Raw genomic sequence first — 24,812 nt, 5'->3', positions numbered from 1 at the left:
GCTCGGTATCTGGCGCATGAACAGGCTGGGTTACGCGCTTGGAGCCCGCCGCCCAAGGCTTACAAGGCCCTGCAAAGCCTGCTTCATCGACGGGCAGCACTGATCAAGGCGCGTGTCAGTCTGGCTCAGAGCTGGGCCAATGAGCCGCGCCTGGAAGAAGAGCTGAAATGTCTGATGGAGACGTTTAAGCACTCGGATTTGGCCATTCAAAAAAAGCTGCGTGACCTGAGCAAAGAGGCCGGAGCCGCCGAAAATATTGAGCGTTGCAAGGCCATTGAAGGCGTCGGTGTACTGACGGCAACCGGATTTGCGACGGCTTTTTTGCGTGGCGAGTTTAAGGACAGCAATGCCTTCATCGCTTTTTTGGGCATGGACTTGAGGGTTGATGACTCGGGAAAAAAGACGGGGAGTCGCAGTCTGACCAAGAAAGGGGATCCGGAAATACGGCGTTTGGCCCACAACTCGGCCATGGCCGCCTGTCGTTCAGCGACCTGGAAACCCTTTTATGAAGGGTACCTGGCCAGAGGTTTCAAGAAGACTCAGGCCCTGGTAATCCTTGCCCGAAAACTCGCCCGGGTGGCGTTCGCCCTGATGAAAAACCAGAGCGAATACCAACCGAATCGACCGTTGCAGGGTTGTCCTGCAACATAGAATCTCCCACATTGAATCGACGTTGACCACAAGTTTTGTGTTCACTGGAGATCAAATGTGGGAGCGGGCTTGCTCGCGAAGGGGCCCGAACAAACACCGCAAAAAACCCAGACAAACAAAAACGCCCCCGGCCTTTCGACCGGGGGCGTTTTCATTCAGCCTGAGTTAACTCAGTTCTTGGCTTTCTTGGCAGCGCGGGTACGCTCGCCTTCGTCCAGGATCTTCTTACGCAGGCGGATCGACTTAGGTGTCACTTCGCACAATTCATCGTCCTGGATGAATTCCAGAGCCTGTTCCAGGGTGAAGCGAACAGGTGGAACCAGGGCGATGGTTTCGTCTTTACCCGAAGCACGCATGTTGTCGAGCTTCTTGCCTTTGGTTGGGTTGACGCCCATGTCGTTGTCACGGCTGTTCAGACCAACGATCTGACCGTTGTAGATCTCTTGACCGTGTTCAACGAACAGCTTGCCACGCGCCTGCAGGGTTTCCAGGGAGTAGGTCAGCGCCTTGCCGGTTTCTACCGATACCAGAACACCGTTCTGACGGCCGGACATGTCGCCGGACTTCATGGTGTCGTAGCGATCGAAGATCGAGGTCAGGATGCCAGCACCGTTGGTCAGGGTCAGGAACTGGTTACGGAAACCGATCAGACCGCGAGCAGGGATGTTGTATTCCAGACGAACACGGCCTTTGCCATCCGGCACCATGTTGGTCAGGTCGCCTTTACGCAGGCCCATCTCTTCCATGACCTTGCCCTGGGATTCTTCAGGGGTGTCGATGGTGACGTTTTCGAACGGTTCCTGCTTCACGCCGTCAACCTGACGGATGATCACTTCAGGACGACCAACGCCCATTTCGAAGCCTTCGCGACGCATGGTTTCGATCAGTACCGAGAGGTGCAGCTCACCACGGCCGGAAACCTTGAACTTGTCAGCCGAGTCGCCTTCTTCAACGCGCAGTGCAACGTTGTACAGCAGCTCTTTGTCCAGACGTTCCTTGATGTTACGGGAAGTCACGAACTTGCCTTCTTTACCGCAGAAAGGCGAGTCGTTTACCTGGAAGGTCATGGAAACGGTTGGCTCGTCAACGGTCAGAGGCTTCATCGCCTCGACAGTGTCCGGGTGGCACAGGGTATCGGAGATGAACAGCGAGTCCATACCGCTGATGCACACGATGTCGCCTGCTGCAGCTTCTTCAACGTCGATACGGTGCAGACCGTGGTGACCCATCAGCTTCAGGATACGACCGTTACGCTTCTTGCCGTCGGCGCCGATAGCCACGACCGGAGTGTTCGGCTTGACGCGACCACGAGCGATACGGCCAACGCCGATAACACCCAGGAAGCTGTTGTAGTCCAGTGCCGAGATTTGCATCTGGAATGGACCGTCACGGTCAACTTTTGGAGCTGGAACGTGGTCAACAATCGCCTGGTACAGCGGGGTCATGTCTTCAGCCATGTCGGTGTGGTCCAGACCGGCAATACCGTTCAGGGCCGAAGCGTAGACGACTTGGAAGTCCAGCTGTTCTTCGGTAGCACCCAGGTTGTCGAACAGGTCGAAGATCTGGTCCAGAACCCAGTCCGGACGTGCGCCTGGACGGTCAACCTTGTTGATGCACACGATCGGACGCAGGCCGGCTTCGAAGGCCTTCTTGGTCACGAAACGGGTTTGCGGCATAGGGCCGTCTTGAGCGTCAACCAGCAGCAGAACGGAGTCAACCATCGACATTACGCGTTCAACTTCACCGCCGAAGTCGGCGTGGCCCGGGGTGTCCACGATGTTGATGTGGTAGCCGTTCCAGTTGATGGCGGTGTTTTTCGCCAGAATGGTAATACCGCGCTCTTTCTCCTGGTCGTTGGAGTCCATCACGCGCTCGTCGTTGAGCTCGTTGCGCTCCAGGGTGCCGGATTGACGCAAGAGCTTGTCTACCAGGGTGGTCTTACCATGGTCAACGTGAGCAATGATGGCGATGTTGCGTAGATTTTCGATCACTTGTGTATCTCGATCAGAGGATTCGGTGTGCTGACAAGTCTTGGCAGCGATTTACAGTAGAGTCAGGCCTTGCCGTTACAGCTTGACGGCGGCGTCGGGGGGCCGGTGACGCAGGCCACAGGCAAACAGCCCCGGGCTCTTAGCTCGGTCGATAAACGCGCACATTGGCATGCCCCTCACTGAGCAAATGATGGGCATGCAGGCGACTCATCACGCCTTTGTCGCAATACAGCAGGTACTGGCGAGTAGGGTCCAGTTCCTTGAAACGAGCGTTCAGAGCATAAAACGGCATCGCTTGTACCTCGATACCAGCAAGCTCCAGCGGGTCGTCTTCGGCGGCATCCGGGTGACGGATGTCGATGATGATCTGACCGGCCAGCGCTTCACTGACTTCTTCAACCTGCACATCCTGGCCCAATTCGTCGATCACCCGATCGATCGGCACCAGCTTGGCGTTCTCGAGCGCACGCTCGAGCACTGCCATATCGAATTCTTTCTCTTCATGCTCCACGCGCGGACGCTTGGCGTGGGTCTTGGGGTTCACCGAAATGACCCCGCAGTACTCCGGCATGTGCTTGGCGAAATCGGCGGTGCCGATTGCGTTGGCCAGGTCGATGATGTCCTGCTTGTGACTGGCGATCAGCGGACGCAACACCAGCTTGTCGGTCACGCAGTCGATCACCGACAGGTTCGGCAGCGTCTGGCTGGAAACCTGGGAAATCGCTTCGCCAGTGACCAGTGCCTCGATGTCCAGTCGATCAGCGATCCGGGACGCAGCGCGCAACATCATACGCTTCAATACTACGCCCATATGACTGTTATCGACTTTGCCGAGAATTTCTCCCAGCACTTCCTCGAACGGCACACTGACAAATAACACGCGCTGGGAGCTGCCGTACTTCTTCCAGATGAAATGCGCGACTTCCATTACGCCCAATTCGTGGGCACGCCCGCCGAGATTGAAGAAGCAGAAGTGGGCCATCAGCCCGCGGCGCATGATCTGGTAAGCCGCGACGGTGGAATCGAAACCGCCGGACATCAGCACCAGGGTCTGTTCCAGCGCGCCGAGCGGGTAGCCGCCGATGCTGTTGTGCTGGCTGTGAATCACGAACAACCGTTTGTCGCGAATTTCGATGCGAACTTCGATTTCAGGCTGTTTAAGCGAAATACCGGCGGCGCCGCACTGACGACGCAGCTGGCTGCCGACGTATTTCTCGACGTCCATCGAGCTGAATTCGTGCTTGCCGGCACGCTTGCAGCGCACCGAAAAGATCTTCCCGGCCAGCGAATCACCATAGTGCTGCTTGCACTTGGCAACGATGTCGTCGAAGTCGCCCAGCGGGTACTCGTCGACCTGCAGGAAATGCGCGATGCCCGGCATGCAGCTCAGGCGCTCGGTCATGTCCTTCAAGGCCTTGGGGTCACTGACGTGCGTTTCCAGCTCGAGGTTGTCCCACACGCCGTTCACCACCACGGCCGGGTCCAGGTCGCGGAGCACAGCACGGATGTTCTTGGCCAATTGACGGATGAAACGCGTCCGTACCGGGCGGCTCTTGATGGTGATCTCGGGGAAGACTTTTACGATTAGTTTCATGAAAACAGCGCGCGCAGGGCCAGCCGAAAAAGGGGGGCGCGGATTATAGCGGAAATTGCTCAAGGTTTAACCAGTTAATGTGCAGAAGGTTTTCAATGCACCAAAACAGGTCATTTATGAAATTGAGCGCTACATTAAAGGGCGATATTTTCTGTTTTAAAGCGCCTTGCACCTTTATAAGCGTGATATTGGGGCAATTAGCCCATGTCGGGGCACTGGCATGCAATTTGCTCCCTTGTGAGGCAGGTTGCCAAGGCAGAGTATTCGCGCCGGCATCACCCACATTGTAAGGGCATCCATTACTAAGCCCGAAGCCACCCGGAGGACACTATGTCGAAGTCGGTTCAACTCATCAAAGATCATGACGTCAAGTGGATTGATCTGCGCTTCACGGACACAAAAGGCACTCAGCACCACGTGACCATGCCGGCTCGCGATGCGCTGGATGAAGCTTTCTTCGAAGAAGGCAAAATGTTCGACGGTTCCTCCATCGCTGGCTGGAAAGGCATCGAAGCTTCCGACATGATCCTGATGCCGGACGACACCACTGCCGTTCTGGACCCGTTCACCGAAGAGCCGACCCTGATCCTGGTTTGCGACGTGATCGAGCCTTCGACCATGCAAGGCTATGACCGTGACCCACGTGCCATCGCCAAGCGCGCCGAGGAATACCTGAAGTCCACCGGTATCGGCGACACCGTTTTCGTCGGTCCAGAGCCTGAGTTCTTCATCTTCGACGAAGTGAAGTTCAAGTCCGACATCTCCGGCTCGATGTTCAAGATCTACTCCGAACAAGGTTCGTGGATGTCCGACCAGGACGTGGAAGGCGGCAACAAAGGCCACCGTCCAGGCGTCAAAGGCGGCTACTTCCCGGTTCCGCCATTCGACCACGACCACGAAATCCGTACCTCCATGTGCAACGCCATGGAAGAAATGGGCCTGGTCATCGAAGTTCACCACCACGAAGTGGCGACTGCCGGCCAGAACGAAATCGGTGTGAAGTTCAACACCCTGGTCGCCAAGGCTGACGAAGTTCAGACCCTGAAGTACTGCGTACACAACGTTGCCGATGCATACGGCCGCACCGCGACCTTCATGCCTAAGCCGCTGTACGGCGACAACGGTTCGGGTATGCACGTTCACCTGTCCATCGCCAAAGATGGCAAGAACACCTTCGCTGGCGAAGGTTATGCCGGCCTGTCCGACACCGCCCTGTACTTCATCGGCGGCATCATCAAGCACGGTAAGGCCCTGAACGGCTTCACCAACCCGTCGACCAACTCCTACAAGCGTCTGGTCCCAGGCTTCGAAGCTCCAGTAATGCTGGCCTACTCGGCTCGCAACCGTTCCGCTTCGATCCGTATTCCTTACGTGTCGAGCCCTCGCGCTCGCCGTATCGAAGCACGTTTCCCGGATCCGGCAGCCAACCCGTACCTGGGCTTCGCTGCACTGCTGATGGCTGGCCTGGACGGCATCCAGAACAAGATCCACCCAGGCGATGCGGCTGACAAAAACCTGTACGACCTGCCGCCTGAAGAGGCGAAAGAGATCCCACAAGTTTGCGGCAGCCTGAAAGAAGCCCTGGAAGAGCTGGACAAAGGTCGTGCGTTCCTGACCAAAGGCGGCGTTTTCAGCGACGACTTCATCGACGCTTACATCGCCCTGAAAAGCGAAGAAGAAATCAAAGTACGCACCTTCGTACACCCACTGGAATACGAGCTGTACTACAGCTGCTGATCCAGTAACGCCCGCGCAAGCGGCGTAACAAAAAAGAGGCCTCCTTCGGGAGGCCTTTTTTGTGGGCGAACACTTATTATCAGGCCTACTGTTATAAGCATCATGCCCTTCCACGGAATGAAGAAGAGACGTCCCATGTACCTACGTTTGAGCCTTGCACTGTTCACCGCCCTGCTCGCCAACACTGCCTGCGCTGCCACCACTGCCACTCATGCTCCAGCTCCAACCCCGGCACCCGCGGCCCTCGCCCCGCTGCTCAGCACCATTCAGGAGCGACTGGTGATTGCTGACAAAGTCGCGCTGAGCAAGTGGGACAGCGGCAAGCCTGTCGAGGACCGTCAGCGTGAACGTGAAGTCATTGCCGATGCTATTGCCGAAGCGCCCTACTATAAATTGAGCAATGAAGCCGTTGAGCAGTTCTTCTCGGCGCAGATCGAAGCCAACAAGTTAGTGCAGTACGCGCATTTGTCCGACTGGCACGCACAAGGCAAAGCGCCCAACGACCCTCGCCCCGACCTCGTTGGCCTGATCCGCCCGCAACTTGACCTGCTGCAAACACGCCTGCTGCAGCAATTGGCCGATTTCACCCCGTATCGCAATGATCCGCACTGCCCGTCATGGCTGGCCAAAGCCAATAAAGCCGCAACCCAAGTGCCGCTGCGCGAGCTTGCGCTGGTACGCGCCACTGCCGAATTGTGCGGCACCCATCCGTAGGAGCTGGCGAGTTTTATTGATCTTTCGTGTCAGGGTGTTAGTGAATTGGGCCAACACTTAACCCTGGCCTATGCTGCAAACCAACGTTTTCGATTATTGGGCGTTTTTCATGGGTCGTGGTTTTCTGTTCATCCTGTTGCTGATCGCGCTGCCCGCCTCCGCGCAGATCTACCGCTACACCGACGCCAGCGGCAATACCGCCTACAGCAATCAGCCGCCCGATGGCGTGAAGAGCCAGGCCGTCGAGTTGCCGCCACTCAACAGCATCGAACACCAACCACCGATGACGCCCGAACAACCAACCCCGCACGCAGACAAAAACGCCGTGTATTCAGTGCTGGAACTGACCGGCCTGCCCAGCGATGAAGCCCTGCGCGCCAATAACGGCACCTTCACCGTCGGCGTGCAGATTCAGCCACGACTGCAAGGATCACATGTATTTAGATTGCTGCTGGACGGCCAACCCTACGGCGAGCCAAGCAACGTGCCGCGCTTGCAACTGGTGAACATCGATCGCGGCGAACACCATCTCGCGGTGCAGGTGCTCGCCGGAGAAAGCCTGGTGCAGCAAAGCCCGACTCTCACCTTCACCGTGCAGCGGGTACACCTCCCGTGAGGTGCTGGATAATCACCATGTGCCTGTGGCTGATCGCTCTGCCGGCGCAGGCCGAGGTCTACACCTACATCGACGCCCAAGGCAATCGGGTCTTCACCGATCAACCCCGCCCCGGAAACGCCAAGCGAGTCACACTGGCGCCAGGTAATCGCATGTCGGCCAATCCCGGCGGGGCAATATCGCAAGCAGCCCCCAAGAAGCCTGAGGAAAAACCACTGTTTCACTACGACATGCTTCGCGTACTCGTACCGGAACCGGACGCTTCGGTGCGCAGCAGCGCGGGGGAAGTGATCGTCAGTGTCACCAACGAACCCACCTTGCAACGCGGCCATCGCTATCGGTTGTTACTGGACGGCCAACCGACCGCCGATCCCGGCCCCAGCCCGGTGTTCGCCTTAAGCAATATTGATCGCGGCACCCATCAACTGGCGGTGGAAATCCTCGACGAACACGGGCGGATTGTCGAACGCACAGCCAATCAGCCATTCCACATGCTGCGTATCTCCCTGGCGCAGAAGCGCCAGATCAAGCCCTGCACCCTGACCGATTACGGCCAACGCCCGGAATGTCCGCTCGCGGATAAGCCCGAAGAAGAAAAAGTCGGGATTTTTTCTTTCTTCTGAACCTTGTTCAGGTTTGCGCACTATATTGGTGCAATCGGCTGCACCCTACCCATATTCCAACCCATTTTGGTTCGAAAATACCCGCAAAGGCCGGCAGAACGCCACGCAATCGCGCTTAAAACGCCTGTTTCAGGGCCTGAACGCTTCTTTTCGGAGCCTTGGTTTGGTTTTTGCATTTTCCTCGTATCAGCGCCCAGTTCACGCGCGTGATTCAGACCCGTCTGAGCCGCCACGCTCCAAAAGAGGTCCTAATGACCATCAGCGACGCACTGCACCGCTTACTACTCGACAACCTGACGACCGCCACCATTCTGCTCAACGCCGACCTGCGCCTTGAGTACATGAACCCCGCGGCGGAAATGCTCCTGGCCATCAGCGGCCAGCGCAGCCATGGGCAATTCATCAGCGAGCTGTTCACCGAGTCGACCGAAGCCCTTAACTCCCTGCGCCAGGCGGTCGAACAAGCGCACCCATTTACCAAGCGCGAAGCGATGCTCACCGCGCTGACCGGCCAGACCCTGACCGTCGACTATGCGGTGACGCCGATCCTTAGCAATGGCGACACGCTGCTGCTGCTCGAAGTCCACCCGCGGGATCGCTTGTTGCGCATCACCAAAGAAGAAGCGCAGCTCTCCAAGCAGGAAACCAGCAAGATGCTGGTGCGCGGCCTCGCTCACGAGATCAAGAACCCGCTCGGCGGGATTCGCGGCGCCGCTCAGTTGCTGGCCCGCGAGCTGCCGGAAGAAAGCCTCAAGGACTACACCAACGTCATCATCGAGGAAGCGGATCGCCTGCGTAATCTGGTTGATCGCATGCTCGGCTCGAACAAACTGCCGTCGCTTGCCCTGTGCAACGTCCACGAAGTGCTGGAGCGCGTCTGTCATCTGGTGGAAGCCGAAAGCCAAGGCTGCATCACTTTGGTGCGCGACTACGACCCGAGCATTCCGGACGTATTGATCGACCGCGAGCAAATGATTCAGGCCGTGCTGAATATCGTGCGCAATGCGATGCAGGCCATCAGCACCCAGAACGAGTTGCGTCTGGGCCGCATCACCCTGCGTTCGCGTGCCATGCGCCAGTTCACCATCGGCCACGTGCGCCATCGCCTGGTGACCAAGCTCGAGATCATCGACAACGGCCCGGGGATTCCAGCGGACCTGCAGGAAACCATCTTCTTCCCCATGGTCAGCGGCCGCCCGGACGGTACCGGACTCGGCCTGGCCATTACCCAGAACATCATCAGCCAGCACCAGGGCCTGATCGAATGTGACAGCCATCCAGGCCACACCACATTCTCGATCTTTCTGCCACTGGAACAAGGAGCCACATCGACATGAGCCGTAGTGAAACCGTGTGGATCGTCGATGACGACCGTTCTATCCGTTGGGTCCTGGAAAAAGCCTTGCAACAGGAAGGCATGACCACGCAAAGCTTCGACAGCGCCGATGGCGTGATGAGCCGCCTGGCACGCCAACAACCGGACGTGATCATCTCCGACATCCGCATGCCCGGCACCAGCGGCCTGGACCTGCTGGCACGGATTCGCGAGCAACACCCGAGGCTGCCGGTGATCATCATGACCGCGCACTCCGACCTGGACAGCGCTGTCGCGTCCTATCAGGGCGGTGCGTTCGAGTACCTGCCAAAGCCGTTCGACGTCGATGAAGCCGTGTCACTGGTCAAGCGCGCCAACCAGCATGCCCAGGAACAGCAAGGCCTGGAAGTGGCACCGATCCTGGCCCGCACCCCGGAAATCATCGGTGAAGCGCCGGCGATGCAGGAAGTGTTTCGCGCCATCGGGCGTTTGAGCCACTCCAACATCACCGTGCTGATCAACGGCGAATCCGGTACCGGTAAAGAACTGGTGGCCCACGCCCTGCACCGCCACAGCCCGCGCGCGGCCTCGCCGTTTATCGCACTGAACATGGCGGCAATCCCCAAGGACCTGATGGAGTCCGAGCTGTTTGGTCACGAAAAAGGCGCGTTCACCGGCGCAGCCAACCTGCGGCGCGGACGGTTTGAGCAAGCGGATGGCGGCACACTGTTCCTCGATGAAATCGGCGACATGCCGGCCGACACCCAGACGCGATTGCTGCGGGTACTGGCCGATGGCGAGTTCTATCGCGTCGGCGGTCATGTGCCGGTCAAGGTCGATGTGCGCATCATTGCCGCGACTCACCAGAATCTGGAAACCCTGGTACACGCCGGGAAATTCCGTGAAGACCTGTTCCACCGTCTGAACGTGATCCGTATCCACATTCCGCGCCTGTCAGACCGTCGCGAAGACATTCCGACCCTGGCCAAGCACTTCCTCGCCCGCGCCGCACAAGAACTGGCGGTAGAACCGAAGCTGCTGAAAAGCGAAACCGAGGAATACCTGAAGAACCTGCCGTGGCCAGGCAACGTACGGCAGCTGGAAAACACCTGCCGCTGGATCACCGTGATGGCGTCGGGCCGCGAAGTGCACATCAGTGACCTGCCGCCAGAGCTGCTGAGCTTGCCGCAGGATTCGGCACCGGTGACCAACTGGGAGCAAGCGCTGCGTCAGTGGGCCGATCAGGCGTTGGCGCGTGGTCAGTCGAGCCTGCTCGACAGCGCCGTACCGAGCTTCGAGCGGATCATGATCGAAACCGCCCTCAAACACACCGCCGGACGCCGTCGCGACGCTGCCGTATTACTGGGCTGGGGTCGCAACACCTTGACCCGCAAGATCAAGGAACTGGGGATGAAGGTCGATAGCGGCGATGACGATGAAGGGGATGAGGGTTAAGCCGCCTATAGATCTTCGCTGATCTGCAGATCCAATCGCGGGCAAGCCTTGCTCCTACCGTTTTGTGGTGAATCACACATTGATGATTCAACCCCGAACCTGCAGGAGCAAGGCTTGCCCGCGATGCTTTTAGAGGCTGCGTGCACCGCCTCAATGCACCGTGAACCGCAATCGCGCACTCCACGGCAAGCAAAATCCCGCCTCCAGCAACACGAAAAACCATTGCACAAAAAACACAAAGCCCCGGAATACGGGGCTTTCAGCGCTTCATGCGGTTTTTTTTTGCTACCTATAAAAACCTGGCACGCCCCCTGCAATAGTCCAATCAGTGATTCGATTCACTACCCAGTTTCGGGGGCCTTGGTACAGGCAGGCCGGGGATTCCCCTCTTTACATCCGGGTTCATCACGCAGACCGCGACGAACCCCTCCCGTTTTGGGGAACCTTGGTACAGGCAGGCCGGGGATTCCCTCTTTTATTGCTCCTGGAGATGGACCTCCAACCGCCAGCGGTCATTGACCTCGCTACCCGCCCACTCCCCCTTCAAGGGGCGGGCCGCCACCAGCGTCAGCAACAAGCCCTTATCACTCAATCGCACCCGCCAGTTCACGTCCTTGCCGTTGAGCTTCAACTGGCCGTTTTGCGCCTTGCCCTCAGCCTCGAACAGCAACGCGACGCTACCGTCGATGAACTCGCCGTGGGTCTTCGGTTCATTGTTGAACCACACCACCAAACCATCCGGTTCGACCTCAACTTGCTGTAATACAGTAGGGTCCGGCTCGGTCAGGCGACCGATCATCATCCCGACCATGACGCCGACAATCGCCAATGAGGCCATCACCCGAGGGAATAGCTTCGGTCTCGGGTCCTCTTCAGGCGTAGAATGCCGTCCATCTTTACCTTCGGAGCCGTGCATGTTTCACGTCATCCTTTTTCAACCAGAAATTCCGCCGAATACCGGCAACGTTATCAGGCTGTGCGCCAACAGTGGCTGCCACCTGCATTTGATCGAACCGCTGGGCTTCGAAATGGACGACAAGCGCCTGCGCCGGGCCGGCCTCGATTACCACGAGTATGCCACTTTGCAGCGCCATGCTGATCTCCCAAGCTGCCTGGAAAGCCTCGGCCATCCGCGCGTGTTCGCCTTCACCACCAAGGGCTCCCGGCTGTTCCACGACGCCAGCTTCGCCGAGGGTGATGCCTTCCTGTTCGGACCGGAAAGCCGTGGCCTGCCAGCCGAGGTGCTGGACGCCCTGCCTGCCGAACAGCGCCTGCGCCTGCCGATGCGCGAAGGGTGCCGCAGCCTGAATCTGTCCAACACCGTGGCGGTGGCGGTTTACGAAGCATGGCGTCAGAACGGTTTTAAATAGCACCGCATAACAAATGTGGGAGCGGGCTTGCTCGCGAAGGGGGCATCAGTTTCAACATTGATGTTGACTGATACACCGCTTTCGCGAGCAAGCCCGCTCCCACATTGGACTTGCTTCGACGCTCAGGAACGCTTACTGAACGGTCTGTACGCCGTCTTGCTGCATGCGTTGCATTTCTTGCGCGTACAGGGCGTCGAAGTTCACCGGGGCCAGCATCAGGGCCGGGAACGAACCGCGGGTCACCAGGCTGTCCAGGGCTTCGCGAGCGTACGGGAACAGGATGTTCGGGCAGAAAGCACCGAGGGTGTGGCTCATCGAGGCTTCGTCGAGGTTCTTGATCAGGAAGATACCGGCCTGTTGAACTTCAGCGATGAACGCCACTTCGTCACCGTTTTTCACGGTAACCGACAGGGTCAGCACCACTTCGTGGAAGTCGGCTTCCAGCGCTTTCTGACGGGTGTTCAGGTCCAGACCAACGCTCGGCTCCCACTGCTGGCGGAAGATCGCCGGGCTTTTCGGAGCTTCAAAGGACAGGTCACGCACATAAATGCGCTGCAAGGAGAATTGCGGTGCAGTTTCTTCTTCAGTAGCAGCAGTGTTCTGTTGGTCAGTCATCTCAGATCCTTTCTGATCTTGGGGTCTTGTAGGGTTTGCTGATCTTAAGGGTTCAGTCAGGCCGTGAGCAGCGCGTCGAGCTTGCCGGCGCGGTCCAGGGCAAACAAATCATCACAACCACCAACGTGGGTGCTGCCGATCCAGATCTGCGGCACGGACGTACGTCCGGCTTTCTGGGCCATCTCGGCACGCACCTGCGGCTTGCCATCGACTTTGATCTCTTCGAAGGCTACGCCCTTGTTCTCGAGCAGGTACTTGGCTCGCGAGCAGTAGGGGCAGTAATCGCTGGAGTAGACGACGACGTTTTTCATATCACTTCACCAGCGGCAGATTGTCGGCTTTCCAGCTGGAGATCCCACCGGACAGCTTGGCTGCGGTAAAACCGGACTTCAACAGCTCGCGAGCGTGAGTACCGGAATGCTGGCCCAGGGCGTCGACCAGAATGATGGTCTTGGCCTTGTGCTTTTCCAGTTCGCCAACGCGCGCGGTCAGTTTGTCCTGCGGAATGTTCAGCGCGCCAACGATGTGACCGGCGGCGAAATCCTTGGTGGTACGGATATCGACAACCACGCCCTGGTCCTTGTTGACCAGCGCAGTCAGCTCAGCGGTGCTGAGGCTACGGCCGCCACGGCTCATCTCGCGAGCGATCAACAACGCCAGCAGTACGACGAAGATACCGACGAGCAGATAGTGGTTAGTGGCAAATTCAATCAGGTGAGCAACCATCAAGGAGGTTCCAGGGCGTTAAAATGTCGGCCAGTATACACAGCCACTATGGTGGGCCAAACCCCGTCCGGCGGTGACGCGGTCTGAACTTCGCTTTAAACTGCCACTCCCTTTTTCCATCGCACCTTTAACTTAAGCCAGAGTGGAATCCATGACTACCACGCCTAAACCTTTGGTCCTGATTATTCTCGACGGCTTCGGTCACAGTGAAAGCCAGGAATCCAACGCCGTGTTCACGGCCAAAAAGCCGGTCCTCGACCGTTTGTACGCCACCGTACCGAACGGCCTGATCTCGGGTTCGGGCATGGACGTCGGCCTGCCGGACGGGCAAATGGGTAACTCGGAAGTCGGCCACATGAACCTCGGCGCAGGCCGCGTGGTGTATCAGGACTTCACCCGCGTGACCAAAGCGATCCGCGATGGTGAATTCTTCGAGAACCCGACCATCTGCGCTGCCGTGGATAAAGCCGTTGCTGCCGGCAAAGCCGTGCACTTCATGGGCCTGCTGTCCGAAGGCGGCGTGCACAGCCACCAGGATCACCTGATCGCCATGGCCGAACTGGCCTTCAAGCGCGGCGCCGAGAAGATCTACCTGCACGCCTTCCTCGACGGCCGCGACACGCCGCCAAAAAGCGCACAGTCGTCGATCGAGCTGCTGGATGAAGCGTTCAAGACGCTGGGCAAAGGCCGGATCGCCAGCATCATTGGCCGTTACTTCGCCATGGACCGCGACAACCGCTGGGATCGCGTGTCCCAGGCCTACAACCTGATCGTTGACGGTAACGGCGAATTCAACGCCGCCACCGCCCAGCAAGGCCTGGAAGCCGCCTACGAGCGTGGCGAAAGCGACGAATTCGTCAAAGCCACCACCATCGGTGAACCGGTCAAGGTCGAAGACGGCGATGCCGTGGTGTTCATGAACTTCCGCGCCGACCGCGCCCGTGAGCTGACCCGGGTATTCGTCGAAGACGATTTCAAGGATTTCGAGCGCGCGCGCCAGCCGAAACTGGCCGGTTTCGTCATGCTGACCCAATACGCCGCCAGCATTCCTGCACCGTCGGCCTTTGCGCCGGGTAGCCTGGAAAACGTGCTGGGCGACTATTTGGCGAAAAACGGCAAAACCCAGCTGCGCATCGCCGAAACCGAAAAATACGCTCACGTGACCTTCTTCTTCTCCGGTGGTCGCGAAGAGCCGTTCCCGGGCGAAGAACGCATCCTGATCCCGTCGCCGAAAGTCGCCACCTATGACTTGCAGCCAGAAATGAGCGCACCGGAAGTCACCGACAGGATCGTCGACGCGATCGAAAACCAGCGCTACGACGTGATCGTGGTCAACTACGCCAACGGCGACATGGTCGGCCACAGCGGCGTGTTCGATGCCGCGGTGAAAGCCGTCGAGTGCCTGGACCTGTGCGTCGGTCGCATCGTCGATGCCCTGGAAAAGGTTGGCGGCGAAGCACTGATCACCGCCGACCATGGCAATGTCGAGCAAATGTCCGACGAATCCACCGGCCAGGCGCACACCGCTCACACCACGGAACCAGTACCGTTCATCTACGTCGGTAAACGCAACCTCAAGGTTCGCGAAGGCGGTGTACTGGCGGATGTGGCACCGACCATGCTCATGCTGCTGGGCCTTGCGAAGCCTGCCGAAATGACGGGTACGTCGATTCTGGTGTAATCAAGAAGGGGGGTATTGCTTAAATCCCCCCTGACACACCACAAATAAACTGTGGGAGCGGGCTTGCTCGCGAAAGCGGAGTGTCAGGCAACACTGATGTCGTCTGACACCCCGCTTTCGCGAGCAAGCCCGCTCCCACACTGGTTTTTCGGTGTTTTCACTCCCCAACCTGCTCCAGTTATCACACAGCCAGAAATGGACGTTTTTTTTACAGCCTTGGCCGGGCATACTAGGCTGTCCTTTTTCCCCTGGTGTCGCCCGCCTTTATGCTTCGCGCCCTGATTGCCCTTGCCCTGACCTGCCTGCTCCATCCGGCGTTTGCCGATGAACGCGCGCAAACCCAACAACAGTTGGACGCCACGCGTCAGGATATTGCCGAGCTGAAAAAGCTGCTGGGCAAGTTGCAGGAAGAAAAGTCCGGCGTGCAAAAGGACCTCAAAGGCACCGAGACCGAGATGGGCAAGCTCGAAAAGCAGGTCGATGCACTGCAAAAAGAGCTGAAGAAAAGCGAATCCGAGATACAGCGACTCGATGGTGAGAAAAAAAAACTCCAGAGCGCGCGCATTGAACAGCAACGACTGATCGCCATTCAGGCCCGCGCGGCCTATCAGAACGGCCGTCAGGAGTACCTGAAGCTGCTGCTCAACCAGCAGAACCCGGAAAAATTCGCCCGCACCCTCACCTATTACGACTACCTGAGCCAGGCACGCCTGGAGCAGTTGAAGAATTTCAACGAAACCCTGCGCCAGCTGGCCAACGTCGAGCAGGATATCGCCCAGCAACAAGCCCAGTTGCTGGTGCAGAAAAGCAGCCTCGACAGCCAGCGTGACGAACTCGACAAAGTCCGCAAGGAGCGTCAGCAAGTCCTGGCCAAGCTCAACGACGACGTGAAAGCCCGCGACCAGAAGCTACAAGCCCGCGAGCAGGATCAGGCCGATCTGTCTAAAGTACTCAAAACCATCGAGGAAACCCTGGCCCGCCAGGCCCGTGAGGCAGAAGAAGCGCGACAAAAAGCGCTGATCGCCCAGCAGGAAGCCGAAAAAAAGCGTTTACGTGAGGCTCAGGCCCGGGCTGAAGCCCCTACTGATGCCCCACGCAAACCCGCCAAGTCGACACCCGGCGCACTGGTTTCAAGTGCCGGCGAGTCCTTCGGCGGGCCCTTTGCTTCCGCCCGCGGAAAACTTCCGTGGCCTGTCGATGGTCGATTGCTTGCGCGTTTTGGTGAAACCCGTGGTGACGATGCCCGAACCAAGTGGGACGGCGTGATGATCAGCGCCTCTGCAGGCAGCCAGGTGCATGCCGTACACGGCGGTCGCGTGGTGTTTGCCGACTGGTTGCGCGGTGCCGGTTTGCTGGTGATCCTCGACCACGGCAATGGTTTTTTGAGTTTGTACGGCCACAACCAGACGCTGCTTAAAGCGGCCGGTGATGTGGTCAAGGCCGGTGAATCCATCTCCACTGTCGGTAACAGTGGTGGCCAGGACACACCTGCACTGTATTTCGCTATTCGTCAGCAGGGTCACCCGAGTGATCCAGCACAATGGTGCCGCGCGCAAGGATAGGCGTTGAGTCACCTACATTAGGAGTTCGTTCGACATGCTGCATTTGTCCCGCCTCAATTCGCTGGCCCTGACGATCGCTCTGGTGATCGGTGCGCCGTTGGCGTTTGCCGCTCAACCGGCCCCGGCGGTTGCGCCTGCGGGCACTGCTGCGACCACCAAGGCGCCATTGCCGCTGGAAGAGCTGCGCACCTTTGCCGAGGTCATGGACCGGATCAAGGCTGCCTATGTCGAACCGGTTGACGACAAGACCCTGCTGGAGAATGCCATCAAGGGCATGCTCAGCAACCTTGACCCGCACTCCGCCTACCTCGGCCCGGAAGACTTTGCCGAGCTGCAGGAAAGCACCAGCGGCGAGTTCGGCGGCCTGGGCATCGAAGTCGGCGCCGAAGACGGTTTCATCAAAGTCGTTTCACCGATCGATGATACCCCTGCCTCCAAGGCCGGCATCCAGGCGGGCGACTTCATCGTCAAGATCAACGGCCAGCCAACCCGCGGCCAGAGCATGACCGAAGCCGTGGACAAGATGCGCGGCAAGATCGGCGAGAAGATCACTCTGACTCTGGTGCGCGACGGTGGTGCACCGTTCGACGTGACGCTGACCCGCGCGACCATCCAGGTCAAGAGCGTGAAGAGCCAGTTGCTGGATTCGGGCTACGCCTACATCCGCATCACCCAGTTCCAGGTCAAGACCGGCGAAGAGGTCTCCAAGGCGCTGGCCAAGTTGCGCAAGGACAACGGCAAGAAGCTCAGCGGCATCGTGCTTGACCTGCGCAACAACCCGGGCGGCGTGCTGCAAGCAGCGGTCGAAGTGGTCGACCACTTCATCACCAAAGGCTTGATCGTTTACACCAAGGGCCGTATCGCCAACTCTGAGCTGCGCTTCACTGCCACCGGCAAGGACGAAAGCGAAGCGGTGCCAATGGTCGTGCTGATCAACGGCGGTAGCGCCTCGGCCTCGGAAATTGTCGCCGGCGCCCTGCAAGATCAAAAACGCGCCGTGGTCATGGGCACCACCAGCTTCGGTAAAGGTTCGGTGCAAACCGTGCTGCCACTGAACAACGACCGTGCGCTGAAGATCACCACCGCGCTGTACTTCACGCCGAACGGGCGCTCGATCCAGGCCCAGGGCATCGTTCCGGACATCGAAGTGCGCAAGGCCAAGATCACCAACGAGCAGGACGGCGAATACTTCAAGGAAGCCGATCTGCAAGGTCACCTGGGCAATGGCAACGGCGGCGCCGACAAGCCAACCAAGTCCAGCGGCAAAGCCAAACCGATGCCACAGGACGACGATTACCAATTGGCCCAGGCCCTGAGCCTGCTCAAAGGCCTGAGCATCACCCGCGGCCACTGAGATGCGCTTGCGGGTCATCCTCAGCCTGCTGTGTTGTCTGGCGGGTGCTGCTCACGCGGCGCCTGCCGAGACGGCGGCACCACACAAGGCCTACCTGAGCCTGATCATCGATGACCTCGGGCAAAACCTGCCGCGCGACCGCCGTGTGCTGGCGCTGCCCGGACCGGTGACCACGGCAATCATGCCCGACACTCCCCACGCTGCCGAATTTGCCCGCGAGGCCCACCACGCCGGCAAGATCGTCATACTGCACATGCCCATGGACCCGGCCACCGGCCCGTTCGCCTGGCATCCCGAACTCCCCATCGAAGAGCTGGAAAAACGCCTGAGTGCGGCGTTCAACGCCGTGCCCTATACCAGCGGCATCAACAACCACATGGGCAGCCGCATGACCGCCCAGCAACCGGCCATGACCTGGCTGATGGCCGAGCTGCAACGTCGGCACAAGTTCTTTGTAGACAGCCGTACCAGCGCCCAGACCGTCGCCGCCGCCGAGGCGCAGAAGATCGGTTTGGCGAGTGTTTCGCGAGATGTGTTTCTCGATGACGAACGCACCGAGGGCGCAATCTTCACTCAGCTACAGACCGCCATCAGCCTGGCCCACAAGCAAGGCTCTGCGGTGATGATCGGCCACCCCTATCCACAAACCCTGGCGGTGCTTGAGCGCGAACTGCCCAAGCTCAAGGCCCAGGGCATCGACTGGATCGATATCAAGTTGATGATCAGCGTGCGCAGCAACAAGGCGATGGTTGGGCACGGGAAGGATGGGGTTTACCGCTGAAAAGGATTCGCTCTTGTGGCGAGGGGGCTTGCCCACGTCGGCCGGTCCGCGCTCGGGCGAAGCAGTCGTAAAAGATACCCACTCGTTCTGTCTGAATCACTGCGGTGCTTGGTTTTAGGGCCGCTTTGCGCCCAAACGGGGGCAAGCCCCCTCGCCACAGGACCTTACAGATACCGCGCCATGATGTCGTCCACCACGCCTTCCTTGCGCAACTGATCCAGCGCGGCCTGAAGCCTGGCGACGATTTCGTCGGATACGTCTTTGTTCAGCGCCAGATAAAGCTGGGCACTGTTGAAACGCAGCACGGTCTTGAGGCCCGTCACGCCATCCTGCCGAGCGAGGTAACGGCCAGCAGGATCTCCCGTCGCCCAAAGGTCGATCTGGCCATTGACCAGCTTCTTCGCGTTGTCCTGATCGCGCAGCACCACGATCGGTTTCAGACCCTGCTTGGCCAACGTTTCGGCGATCGCATCACCTTTGTAGGCGCCGATCTTGTATTTGCGCGCCTGCGCCAGCGACTCGAGGGTGATCTTGCTGTCAGCCTTGGCCAGCATGATCCAGTCGTCCGGACCAATCGGGCCGACCCATTTGAAGAGTTTCTCGCGGTCCGGCAGTCGCGCCATGACGAACACGCCATACCCGGATTTCTCCAGGGCGAGTTTGTAGATCCGCTCCCAAGGGAAACGCAGTGTCAGGCTGTAAGTGATTTCGGCGCGCTTGAACATCTCGCGGACGATGTCCACGGCGATGCCATCGATGTTGTCTTCCTGAGCGAAGTTCTTGCCGTTCTTCGCCATGTTGTACGGCGGGAAGTTTTCCGTCAGCAGCACCAGATCGGGGCCGGTTTTTTCTGCAGCACGTGCAGCGCCAGCCAGTAGTAACGAGGCGCTGGCGAGTACCAGGAGAAGACGTTTGAGCATGACGGTTTACCGGAATCCATGGCGTGCCCAAGCTTGCCCTGAGCCCGCCATGCTGTCCACTGGCCTTTATCGGACGCAGATACCGCGTTGCGCCATGTAGGCCTTGGCTTCCGGTACGGTGTATTCGCCGAAGTGGAAAATACTCGCTGCCAGCACCGCACTGGCGTGGCCTTCAAGAATGCCGTCAGCCAGATGCTGCAAATTGCCGACGCCGCCCGAAGCGATCACCGGAATCCCCAGCGCATCGCTGATGGCACGCGTGACGCCCAGGTCGAAGCCGTTTTTCATGCCGTCCTGGTCCATGCTGGTCAGCAGGATTTCGCCGGCTCCCAGACCTTCCATCTTCTTCGCCCACTCCACCGCATCCAGCCCGGTAGGTTTGCGACCGCCGTGGGTGAAGATCTCCCAGCGCGGGGTTTCACCCGGCAGTGAAACCTTCTTGGCGTCGATGGCGACAACGATGCATTGCGAGCCGAAATGCTGTGCTGCCTCGCCGACAAACTCTGGATTGAACACCGCCGCGGTGTTGATCGAGACCTTGTCTGCGCCGGCATTGAGCAGGTTGCGGATGTCTTGCACGGTGCGCACGCCACCGCCAACGGTCAGCGGGATGAACACCTGGCTGGCCATGCGCTCGACGGTATGCAACGTGGTATCGCGGCCATCGACGCTGGCGGTGATGTCGAGAAAAGTAATCTCGTCGGCACCCTGCTCGTCGTAGCGACGGGCGATTTCCACCGGATCGCCGGCGTCACGGATGTTCTCGAACTTCACACCTTTGACGACCCGGCCGTTATCCACGTCCAGGCAAGGAATGATGCGTTTGGCCAGCGCCATGGTAAGTCCTCAGCCTTTGTACGAATCGCAGAAAGCTTGCGCTTCAGCGACGTCGAGGGTGCCTTCATAAATCGCCCGGCCGGTGATGGCGCCGATGATCCCCGGCGCCTTGGCGTCGAGCAGCGACTTGATGTCACCCAGGTTGTGAATACCGCCGGACGCAATCACCGGAATCCGCGTGGCGGCGGCCAGTGCTGCGGTGTACGACACGTTGCAGCCTTGCATCATGCCGTCTTTGGCGATGTCGGTATAAACGATCGCAGACACGCCGTCGGCTTCAAACTGCTTCGCCAGGTCGATAACCTGCACAGTGCTGATTTCAGCCCAGCCATCGGTGGCGACAAAACCGTCCTTCGCATCCAGACCAACGATAACTTTGCCCGGGAAGGCGCGGCAGGCTTCGGCGACGAAGGCCGGGTCTTTAACGGCTTTGGTGCCGATGATCACGTAGCTCACGCCCGCTTTCACGTAGTGTTCAATGGTTTCCAGCGAGCGGATACCACCACCGATCTGAATCGGCAGGTTCGGGTAGCGCTTGGCGATCGCAGTGACCACTTCGCCGTTGACTGGCTGGCCTTCGAAGGCGCCGTTCAGGTCGACCAGATGCAGACGACGGCAACCGCCCTCCACCCACTTGGCAGCCATGCTCACCGGGTCATCGGAGAACACTGTGGAATCTTCCATGCGGCCCTGGCGCAGACGTACGCAGGCACCGTCTTTAAGATCGATAGCGGGAATAATCAGCATCTGGCAAACCTTTAAATTCGATTTTTCAGCGTTGCTCGGAAATCAGTTTTTCTCGAGCGCCCACAAGTCGCTTTCGATGCTTTCGAACCTCTCTTTGAGGTGCGCCTGCACATCGAAAATCGCCCTGTTGTAATAGTGCGGAGCAATTTCACGGGTAAACAGCTCAAGAATTTCAGCCGCCTCGAACGAGCCAAGGTCAAGTTCGAAGCGGTCTTCCATGAAACGCTTGATCTTGCTGTTGGCCTCGTTCTCTTGCTCGGGTGTGAGCGTGAGGATCGGCGGCTTTTTCTTGACGGCCATTACCAGCGACCGTCCCACGCAGCGAAGTTCTGCAGCAATTGCAGGCCATGGGTATGGCTCTTCTCCGGGTGGAACTGCACAGCGAAACGCGAACCTTCGGCCAGCGCTGCGGCGAAGTCGACGCCGTAGTGACCACTACCCACGACCTGACGCGGATTGCCGGCGGCGATGTAGTAGCTGTGCACGAAGTAGAAACGCGCGAGGTCCGGAATGTTGTGCCACAGCGGGTGATCCACCGTCTGCTTCACTTCGTTCCAGCCCATGTGCGGGACTTTCAGGTGTTCGCCGTCTTCATGCAGACCTTTGCCGAAGAACTTCACCTGGCCGGGAAACAGGCCGATGCAGTCGACGCCGTCGTTTTCTTCACTGCGCTCGAGCAAGGCTTGCATGCCCACGCAGATGCCGAGGAACGGACGGTCCTGGCTGACTTCACGCACCAGCGAGTCGAAGCCCAGGCGACGGATCTCCGCCATACAATCGCGAATCGCGCCCACACCGGGAAAAACCACCCGGTCGGCTTCGCGAATCACGTTGGCATCGCTGGTGATCAGCACCTTGCCGGCACCGACGTGCTCGAGGGCCTTGGCCACCGAGTGCAGGTTGCCCATGCCGTAATCGATAACCGCGACCGTCTGCATTACAGAACGCCCTTGGTCGAAGGCATTTGCCCGGCCATGCGTTCATCGAGCTCGACGGCCATGCGCAATGCGCGACCGAAGGCCTTGAACACGGTTTCGATCTGGTGGTGGGTGTTGTGCCCACGCAGATTGTCGATGTGCAAGCTGACGTTGGCGTGATTGACGAAGCCCTGGAAAAACTCCTGGAACAGGTCGACATCGAAGCCGCCGACAGTGGCGCGGGTATACGGCACGTGCATCTGCAGGCCAGGGCGACCGGAGAAGTCGATCACCACGCGCGACAGCGCTTCATCGAGCGGCACATAGGCGTGGCCGTAACGACGGATGCCTTTTTTGTCGCCGATGGCTTTGGTGAAAGCCTGACCCAGCGTGATACCGACGTCTTCCACCGTGTGGTGGTCGTCGATATGCAGGTCACCCTTGCACTCGATATCCAGGTCGATCAGCCCGTGACGGGCGATCTGGTCCAGCATGTGCTCAAGGAAGGGAACACCGATATCAAATCGGGCCTTTCCGGTGCCATCCAGGTTGATCGAGGCTTTGATCTGGGTTTCCAGAGTGTCGCGCTCGACTGACGCCTTACGTTCGGCCATCACCAGCTCCGCAAAATCATTGGGCGAAAAAGGCAACCATTATAGGGGCGCGGACGCCAAACAGAAACACGCGAGGTGATATCCCTGACGGGCTGAACCCAATGCCGCCGGGGCTATACATGTCAGTACAAGCCAGCAAACCCAGAATCTGTGTATACGGAAATCCAATGTGGGAGCGGGCTTGCTCGCGAAGGCGGTGTGTCAGGCAACATTGATGTCGACTGATACTCCCACTTCGCGAGCAAGCCCGCTCCCACAGGGTCTGGCGTTAGTGGAACAGGACGGCTGTCTTCTGCAACGTCACCCAAACGCCCCACGCCAGCGGAATGCCCACCACCAGCCATGCGGCAATGGCCAACGGCACGCTGCCCGAGGAAGCTTTCCACTCCAGCACGGTGGTGCTGTCCGCGCCTTTGTCGTGACCCAGCGCCTGTTCGACGGCCAGCTCGGCATCGCTCATGAAGTATTTATCCGCCACCGGACGCACCAGCAGGTTGCAGAGGAAACCCAGCACCAGCAGGCCCGCAAGGATGTACAGGGTGATGTCATACGCAGCCGCGCGCTCGACGCCGATGCTCAACTGATACTCACGCAGGTAGTTCACCAACACCGGGCCGAGCACGCCGGCAGCAGCCCAGGCAGTCAGCAGGCGACCATGGATCGCACCGACCATCTGCGTACCGAACAGGTCCGCCAGGTACGCCGGAACCGTCGCAAAACCACCGCCGTACATCGACAGGATGATGCAGAACGCCGCCACGAACAGCGCGATGTTGCCCAGATGGCCGAGGTTCGGGATCAACGCATACAGGGCAAACCCCAGGGCGAAAAACACGAAGTAGGTGTTTTTGCGGCCCAGGTAGTCGGAGAACGACGCCCAGAAGAACCGCCCACCGATATTGAACAGACTCAGCAAGCCAGTGAAACCTGCAGCGATTGCCGCGATCGACGCCAATTGCGAAGCGTCCAGCTGACCAAAGGTCAGATCGTTGCCGAGCAATTTACCGGCGAATACTTCCTGCAACAGCGGCGACGCCATGCCGAGGATGCCGATACCCGCCGACACGTTCAGGCACAGCACCAGCCATACCAGACGGAACTGCGGGGTTTTCCACGCGACGTTAACGTGCACATGGCGGTGAGTGATCATCGCGTTCGCGGCTTTTTTCGCCGGGGCGGTCCAGCCCTCAGGCTTCCAGCCGGTCGGCGGAACGCGGTACGACAGCGCACCGCCGATCATGAACACAAAGTAGATCGCAGCCATCACCAGGAAGCTCTGCCACACACCGACGCCAGCCGGCGAAGCGAAATGGCCCATCAGCGCAGCCGCCAGCGGAGCACCAACCATCGCACCACCGCCGAAGCCCATGATCGCCATGCCGGTCGCCATGCCGCGCTTGTCCGGGAACCACTTGATCAAGGTCGAAACCGGCGAGATATAACCCAACCCCAGGCCTATCCCGCCGATAACGCCGGAGCCGATCCACATCAGCCAGATCTGGTGGGTATACACCCCCAACGCGGAAATCAGCAGACCGCCGCACCAGCACAACGCCGAAACGACACCGGCCTTGCGTGGCCCGGCATGTTCCAGCCAGCCACCCCAGATCGCTGCCGAGCAGCCGAGGAAGATGAAGAACAAGGTGTAGATCCAGCCGAGCATCGAAATCGGCCAATCACACTGGGACGAAAAAATCTGTGCGATGAAGCTCATGTCGGGTGCGCAGGCCACCGGCGCGGTCACGCCGAGGGCTTTGGACAACGGCAGCCAAAACACCGAAAAACCATAGGCCATGCCGATGCACAGGTGAATGGCCAACGCGGCCGGTGGAACCAGCCAACGGTTGAAACCGGGCTTGGCGATAATCCGCTCCTTGGACAGGAACGCTGACTGGGCGGGAATAATCCCCGCCTCGGTACTCGTGCTCATTTGTGTTTCCCCCAATTATTAGTATGGTTCGCCAGACACTCTTCACTCTCGGCCTTGTTGCA

At 59.0% G+C, this 24,812-nt stretch carries 25 protein-coding genes; 12 read left to right on the top strand and 13 right to left on the bottom strand.

Annotated features, from left to right (window positions below):
• Positions 1 to 651 (top strand): transposase (locus tag AC3WK5_RS18430; protein ID WP_492574153.1); only part of this gene is annotated, 651 nt, incomplete at its 5' end.
• 170 nt (positions 652 to 821) lie between these two features.
• On the opposite strand, the gene typA is transcribed toward AC3WK5_RS18430, so the two are convergent.
• Both typA and thiI read right to left on the bottom strand, forming a co-directional pair.
• Complete coding sequence (typA, locus tag AC3WK5_RS18425) at positions 822 to 2,642, bottom strand: translational GTPase TypA (RefSeq protein ID WP_054595173.1); 1,821 nt, start codon at positions 2,640 to 2,642, stop codon at positions 822 to 824.
• 139 nt (positions 2,643 to 2,781) lie between these two features.
• Positions 2,782 to 4,236, bottom strand: a complete 1,455-nt coding sequence (gene thiI / locus AC3WK5_RS18420; protein WP_103320408.1) for a tRNA uracil 4-sulfurtransferase ThiI — start codon at positions 4,234 to 4,236, stop codon at positions 2,782 to 2,784.
• 330 nt (positions 4,237 to 4,566) lie between these two features.
• Here thiI and glnA point away from each other — a divergent pair, with 330 nt between their 5' ends.
• The 6 genes from glnA to ntrC all read left to right on the top strand — a co-directional run bounded on the left by glnA (position 4,567) and on the right by ntrC (position 10,696).
• Positions 4,567 to 5,973: a glutamate--ammonia ligase gene (gene glnA / locus AC3WK5_RS18415; RefSeq protein WP_019691316.1), complete on the top strand. Its 1,407-nt coding sequence runs from the start codon at positions 4,567 to 4,569 to the stop codon at positions 5,971 to 5,973.
• 135 nt (positions 5,974 to 6,108) lie between these two features.
• Positions 6,109 to 6,687 (top strand): chorismate mutase, encoded by a 579-nt coding sequence (locus AC3WK5_RS18410; protein ID WP_103320404.1) that lies wholly within the window; start codon positions 6,109 to 6,111, stop codon positions 6,685 to 6,687.
• A gap of 109 nt (positions 6,688 to 6,796) precedes the next feature.
• Positions 6,797 to 7,303 carry a DUF4124 domain-containing protein gene (locus tag AC3WK5_RS18405; RefSeq protein WP_103320410.1) on the top strand — a complete coding sequence of 169 codons (507 nt, stop codon included), beginning with the start codon at positions 6,797 to 6,799 and terminating at the stop codon, positions 7,301 to 7,303.
• 17 nt (positions 7,304 to 7,320) lie between these two features.
• Positions 7,321 to 7,926: a DUF4124 domain-containing protein gene (locus AC3WK5_RS18400; RefSeq protein WP_371919143.1), complete on the top strand. Its 606-nt coding sequence runs from the start codon at positions 7,321 to 7,323 to the stop codon at positions 7,924 to 7,926.
• Positions 7,927 to 8,177: 251 nt separating this feature from the next.
• The gene (glnL, locus tag AC3WK5_RS18395) at positions 8,178 to 9,263 is read left to right on the top strand and encodes a nitrogen regulation protein NR(II) (protein WP_054595169.1); all 1,086 of its coding nucleotides are present in this window, start codon (positions 8,178 to 8,180) and stop codon (positions 9,261 to 9,263) included.
• Entirely contained in the window at positions 9,260 to 10,696 is a 1,437-nt protein-coding gene (gene ntrC, locus AC3WK5_RS18390) for a nitrogen regulation protein NR(I) (protein WP_054595168.1), read from the top strand. Before glnL ends, ntrC begins: the two co-directional genes overlap by 4 nt.
• Before the next feature lie 475 nt (positions 10,697 to 11,171).
• Here ntrC and AC3WK5_RS18385 read toward each other — a convergent pair whose 3' ends face one another.
• A complete protein-coding gene (locus tag AC3WK5_RS18385) occupies positions 11,172 to 11,612 on the bottom strand; it encodes a hypothetical protein (RefSeq protein ID WP_103320401.1) in 441 nt (146 codons plus the stop codon).
• On the opposite strand from AC3WK5_RS18385, the gene AC3WK5_RS18380 reads away from it, so the two are divergent.
• The gene (locus AC3WK5_RS18380) at positions 11,611 to 12,066 is read left to right on the top strand and encodes a tRNA (cytidine(34)-2'-O)-methyltransferase (RefSeq protein ID WP_103320399.1); all 456 of its coding nucleotides are present in this window, start codon (positions 11,611 to 11,613) and stop codon (positions 12,064 to 12,066) included. The genes AC3WK5_RS18385 and AC3WK5_RS18380 overlap by 2 nt on opposite strands.
• Before the next feature lie 132 nt (positions 12,067 to 12,198).
• On the opposite strand, the gene secB is transcribed toward AC3WK5_RS18380, so the two are convergent.
• Genes secB through AC3WK5_RS18365 form a run of 3 tightly spaced genes read right to left on the bottom strand, consistent with a single transcriptional unit; the run spans position 12,199 to position 13,407 of the window.
• Entirely contained in the window at positions 12,199 to 12,681 is a 483-nt protein-coding gene (gene secB / locus AC3WK5_RS18375) for a protein-export chaperone SecB (protein ID WP_103320397.1), read from the bottom strand.
• A gap of 56 nt (positions 12,682 to 12,737) precedes the next feature.
• Positions 12,738 to 12,992, bottom strand: coding sequence for a glutaredoxin 3 (gene grxC / locus AC3WK5_RS18370; RefSeq protein ID WP_019691307.1), 255 nt, complete (start codon positions 12,990 to 12,992; stop codon positions 12,738 to 12,740).
• Between the two features lies 1 nt (position 12,993).
• Entirely contained in the window at positions 12,994 to 13,407 is a 414-nt protein-coding gene (locus AC3WK5_RS18365; protein ID WP_054595164.1) for a rhodanese-like domain-containing protein, read from the bottom strand.
• 151 nt (positions 13,408 to 13,558) lie between these two features.
• Between AC3WK5_RS18365 and gpmI the strand changes: the two genes are divergently transcribed.
• The 4 genes from gpmI (at position 13,559) to AC3WK5_RS18345 (ending at position 18,785) form a co-directional block, all read left to right on the top strand.
• Positions 13,559 to 15,088 carry a 2,3-bisphosphoglycerate-independent phosphoglycerate mutase gene (gene gpmI, locus AC3WK5_RS18360; RefSeq protein ID WP_103320395.1) on the top strand — a complete coding sequence of 510 codons (1,530 nt, stop codon included), beginning with the start codon at positions 13,559 to 13,561 and terminating at the stop codon, positions 15,086 to 15,088.
• A gap of 266 nt (positions 15,089 to 15,354) precedes the next feature.
• Positions 15,355 to 16,650, top strand: coding sequence for a murein hydrolase activator EnvC family protein (locus tag AC3WK5_RS18355; protein ID WP_054595162.1), 1,296 nt, complete (start codon positions 15,355 to 15,357; stop codon positions 16,648 to 16,650).
• 34 nt (positions 16,651 to 16,684) lie between these two features.
• On the top strand, positions 16,685 to 18,004 hold the full coding sequence (locus AC3WK5_RS18350; RefSeq protein ID WP_054595161.1) for a S41 family peptidase: 1,320 nt from the start codon (positions 16,685 to 16,687) through the stop codon (positions 18,002 to 18,004).
• Between the two features lies 1 nt (position 18,005).
• The gene (locus tag AC3WK5_RS18345; protein ID WP_054595160.1) at positions 18,006 to 18,785 is read left to right on the top strand and encodes a divergent polysaccharide deacetylase family protein; all 780 of its coding nucleotides are present in this window, start codon (positions 18,006 to 18,008) and stop codon (positions 18,783 to 18,785) included.
• Between the two features lie 164 nt (positions 18,786 to 18,949).
• On the opposite strand, the gene AC3WK5_RS18340 is transcribed toward AC3WK5_RS18345, so the two are convergent.
• From AC3WK5_RS18340 to AC3WK5_RS18310, 7 genes are all read right to left on the bottom strand, one after another.
• Positions 18,950 to 19,705 carry a substrate-binding periplasmic protein gene (locus AC3WK5_RS18340; protein ID WP_103319670.1) on the bottom strand — a complete coding sequence of 252 codons (756 nt, stop codon included), beginning with the start codon at positions 19,703 to 19,705 and terminating at the stop codon, positions 18,950 to 18,952.
• 66 nt (positions 19,706 to 19,771) lie between these two features.
• Positions 19,772 to 20,542, bottom strand: a complete 771-nt coding sequence (gene hisF, locus AC3WK5_RS18335; protein WP_054595158.1) for an imidazole glycerol phosphate synthase subunit HisF — start codon at positions 20,540 to 20,542, stop codon at positions 19,772 to 19,774.
• A 9-nt stretch (positions 20,543 to 20,551) separates the two neighbouring features.
• Complete coding sequence (hisA, locus tag AC3WK5_RS18330; RefSeq protein ID WP_054595157.1) at positions 20,552 to 21,289, bottom strand: 1-(5-phosphoribosyl)-5-[(5-phosphoribosylamino)methylideneamino]imidazole-4-carboxamide isomerase; 738 nt, start codon at positions 21,287 to 21,289, stop codon at positions 20,552 to 20,554.
• Between the two features lie 42 nt (positions 21,290 to 21,331).
• The gene (locus AC3WK5_RS18325; protein WP_046815284.1) at positions 21,332 to 21,589 is read right to left on the bottom strand and encodes a DUF2164 domain-containing protein; all 258 of its coding nucleotides are present in this window, start codon (positions 21,587 to 21,589) and stop codon (positions 21,332 to 21,334) included.
• Positions 21,589 to 22,227, bottom strand: a complete 639-nt coding sequence (gene hisH / locus AC3WK5_RS18320; RefSeq protein WP_103319672.1) for an imidazole glycerol phosphate synthase subunit HisH — start codon at positions 22,225 to 22,227, stop codon at positions 21,589 to 21,591. The genes AC3WK5_RS18325 and hisH overlap by 1 nt, the downstream gene beginning before the upstream one ends.
• Positions 22,227 to 22,820: an imidazoleglycerol-phosphate dehydratase HisB gene (gene hisB, locus AC3WK5_RS18315; RefSeq protein ID WP_071552374.1), complete on the bottom strand. Its 594-nt coding sequence runs from the start codon at positions 22,818 to 22,820 to the stop codon at positions 22,227 to 22,229. Before hisB ends, hisH begins: the two co-directional genes overlap by 1 nt.
• 268 nt (positions 22,821 to 23,088) lie before the next feature.
• A complete protein-coding gene (locus AC3WK5_RS18310; RefSeq protein WP_054595155.1) occupies positions 23,089 to 24,750 on the bottom strand; it encodes an OFA family MFS transporter in 1,662 nt (553 codons plus the stop codon).
• Positions 24,751 to 24,812 lie beyond the last annotated feature (62 nt).

Source organism: Pseudomonas sp. FW306-02-D09B (assembly GCF_058782685.1).
Note: the sequence above shows the minus strand (reverse complement) of the source record. Positions and strands in the feature narration are given on the sequence as shown.